This window comes from Streptomyces sp. 13-12-16, assembly GCF_002114215.1.
Classification (GTDB): domain Bacteria; phylum Actinomycetota; class Actinomycetes; order Streptomycetales; family Streptomycetaceae; genus Streptomyces.
Window position 1 is genome coordinate 1 of record NZ_NCTE01000047.1, and the last position, 2,227, is coordinate 2,227.

The 2,227-nt window shown below is 73.2% G+C and carries 3 protein-coding genes; all 3 read left to right on the top strand.

Going from position 1 to position 2,227, the window contains the following annotated elements; translation table 11 throughout:
* A partial coding sequence (locus B7767_RS02260) for an aldehyde dehydrogenase (protein WP_085570608.1) occupies positions 1-1,305 on the top strand: 1,305 nt, incomplete at its 5' end.
* A 6-nt stretch (positions 1,306-1,311) separates the two neighbouring features.
* Positions 1,312-2,094 carry a 3-oxoacyl-ACP reductase gene (locus B7767_RS02265; protein ID WP_085570609.1) on the top strand — a complete coding sequence of 261 codons (783 nt, stop codon included), beginning with the start codon at positions 1,312-1,314 and terminating at the stop codon, positions 2,092-2,094.
* A 27-nt stretch (positions 2,095-2,121) separates the two neighbouring features.
* Positions 2,122-2,227, top strand: a 106-nt coding sequence (locus B7767_RS02270; RefSeq protein WP_143652151.1) for a DUF2510 domain-containing protein, incomplete at its 3' end; no start/stop codon positions are given.

Sequence of the window (2,227 nt, forward strand, 5' to 3'; positions counted from 1 at the left end):
GCCGCGCCCCCCGCCGACGTCGACGCCGCCGTCGTACGCGCCGCACGCGCGCAGACCGCCTGGGCCGCCCTCGCCCCCGGTGACCGGGCCCGGCTGCTGCGCCGGTTCGCCGCCACGGTCGACGAGCACATCGAGGAACTGGCCCGCCTGGAGGTCCGCGAGGCCGGCCACACCCTCGGCAACGCCCGCTGGGAGGCGGGCAACGTCCGCGACCTGCTCGACTACGCGGCCGGGGGAGTGGAGCGCCTCACCGGACACCAGATCCCGGTACCGGGCGGGGTGAACGTCACCTTCCGCGAGCCGCTCGGCGTCGTCGGCGTCATCGCCCCCTGGAACTTCCCCATGCCCATCGCCGCCTGGGGCACCGCACCCGCCCTCGCCGCCGGCAACGCGGTGCTCCTCAAACCCGCCGAGACCACCCCCCTCACCGCACTCCGCCTCGCCGGACTCGCCCTGGAGGCGGGCCTGCCCGAGGACCTGTTCCAGGTGCTCCCCGGACACGGCCCCGTGGCCGGGAACGCCCTCGTGGAACACCCCGGCGTCGCCAAGATCGTGTTCACCGGTTCGACCGCCGTGGGCAAGCGGGTGTGGGCCAGGGGCGCGGACCGCCTCAAGCGCGTCACCCTCGAACTCGGCGGCAAGAGCCCCAACATCGTCTTCGCCGACGCCGACCTGGAGGCCGCCGCGACCGCCGCCCCCATGTCCTTCCTCGACAACGCGGGCCAGGACTGCTGCGCCCGCACCCGCATCCTCGTCGAGCGCTCCGCGCACGACCGGTTCCTGGAGCTGCTCGCCCCGGCGATCGAGGCGGTCCGGGTGGGCGACCCGGTGGACGAGGACGTCGACATGGGCCCGTTGATCTCCGCCACCCAGCTCACCCGCGTCCGCTCCTACGTCACCGACGACCTCGACGGCATCCGCGGCAAGGCCCCCGAGGGCCCCGGCTACTGGTTCCCGCCCACCGTCCTCACCGGCGTCGACCCGCGGGCCCGCGTCGCCGTCGAGGAGGTGTTCGGCCCCGTCGCCGTCGTCCTCCCCTTCGACGACGAGGCCGACGCCGTACGCCTGGCCAACGCCACCGACTACGGACTCTCGGGCTCCCTCTGGACCCGGGACGTCGGCCGCGCCCTGCGCGTCTCCCGGGCGGTCCGCGCCGGGAACCTGTCCGTCAACTCCCACTCCAGCGTCCGCTACTGGACCCCCTTCGGCGGGTTCAAGCAGTCCGGCGTGGGCCGCGAGCTCGGCCCGGACGCGCTGACCGCCTTCACCGAGACCAAGAACGTCTTCATCAGCACGGAGGCCTGAGGGCACATGAGCGAAGAGAACATCTGCCGCCGACTGGTCGGCCGCACCGCCGTCGTCACCGGAGCCGGCAGCGGCATCGGTCTCGCGACCGCCCGCCGGCTCGCCTCCGAGGGCGCGCACGTCGTCTGCGGGGACGTGGACGAGACGCGCGGCAAGGCCGCCGCCGAGGAGACCGGCGGCATCTTCGTGAACGTCGACGTCACCGACCCCGAGCAGGTCGAGGCGCTGTTCAAGGCCGCGTACGACACCTACGGCAGCGTCGACGTCGCCTTCAACAACGCCGGGATCTCCCCGCCCGACGACGACTCCATCCTGGAGACGGGGCTGGAAGCCTGGAAGCGCGTCCAGGAGGTCAACCTCACCTCCGTCTACCTGTGCTGCAAGGCCGCCATCCCCTACATGCGGCGCCAGGGCAAGGGCTCCATCATCAACACCGCGTCCTTCGTGGCCCGTATGGGCGCGGCGACCTCGCAGATCTCGTACACCGCCTCCAAGGGCGGCGTCCTCGCCATGTCCCGGGAACTCGGCGTGCAGTTCGCCCGCGAGGGCATCCGCGTCAACGCCCTGTGCCCCGGCCCGGTCGACACCCCGCTCCTGCGGGAACTGTTCGCCAAGGACCCCGAGCGCGCCGCCCGCCGCCTGGTGCACATCCCGCTCGGCCGGTTCGCCGAGGCCGACGAGATCGCCGCCGCCGTCGCCTTCCTGGCCAGCGACGACTCCTCCTTCGTCAACGCCACCGACTTCCTGGTGGACGGCGGGATCTCGGGGGCGTACGTCACACCGCTGTAGCGTTCGCCCTACAGTGCCCGGATGAGCATGACGCCTCCGCCCGGCTGGTACCGCGACCCGCACGCACCGCACCTGGAACGCTGGTGGGACGGCACGGCCTGGACCGGGCACCGGCGCACGCCCGGGGCTCCCG

Excerpts from the sequence above, each read along its gene's own strand:
- B7767_RS02265 (WP_085570609.1), top strand. The coding sequence starts at position 1,312 with ATGAGCGAAGAGAACATCTGCCGCCGACTGGTCGGCCGCACCGCCGTC.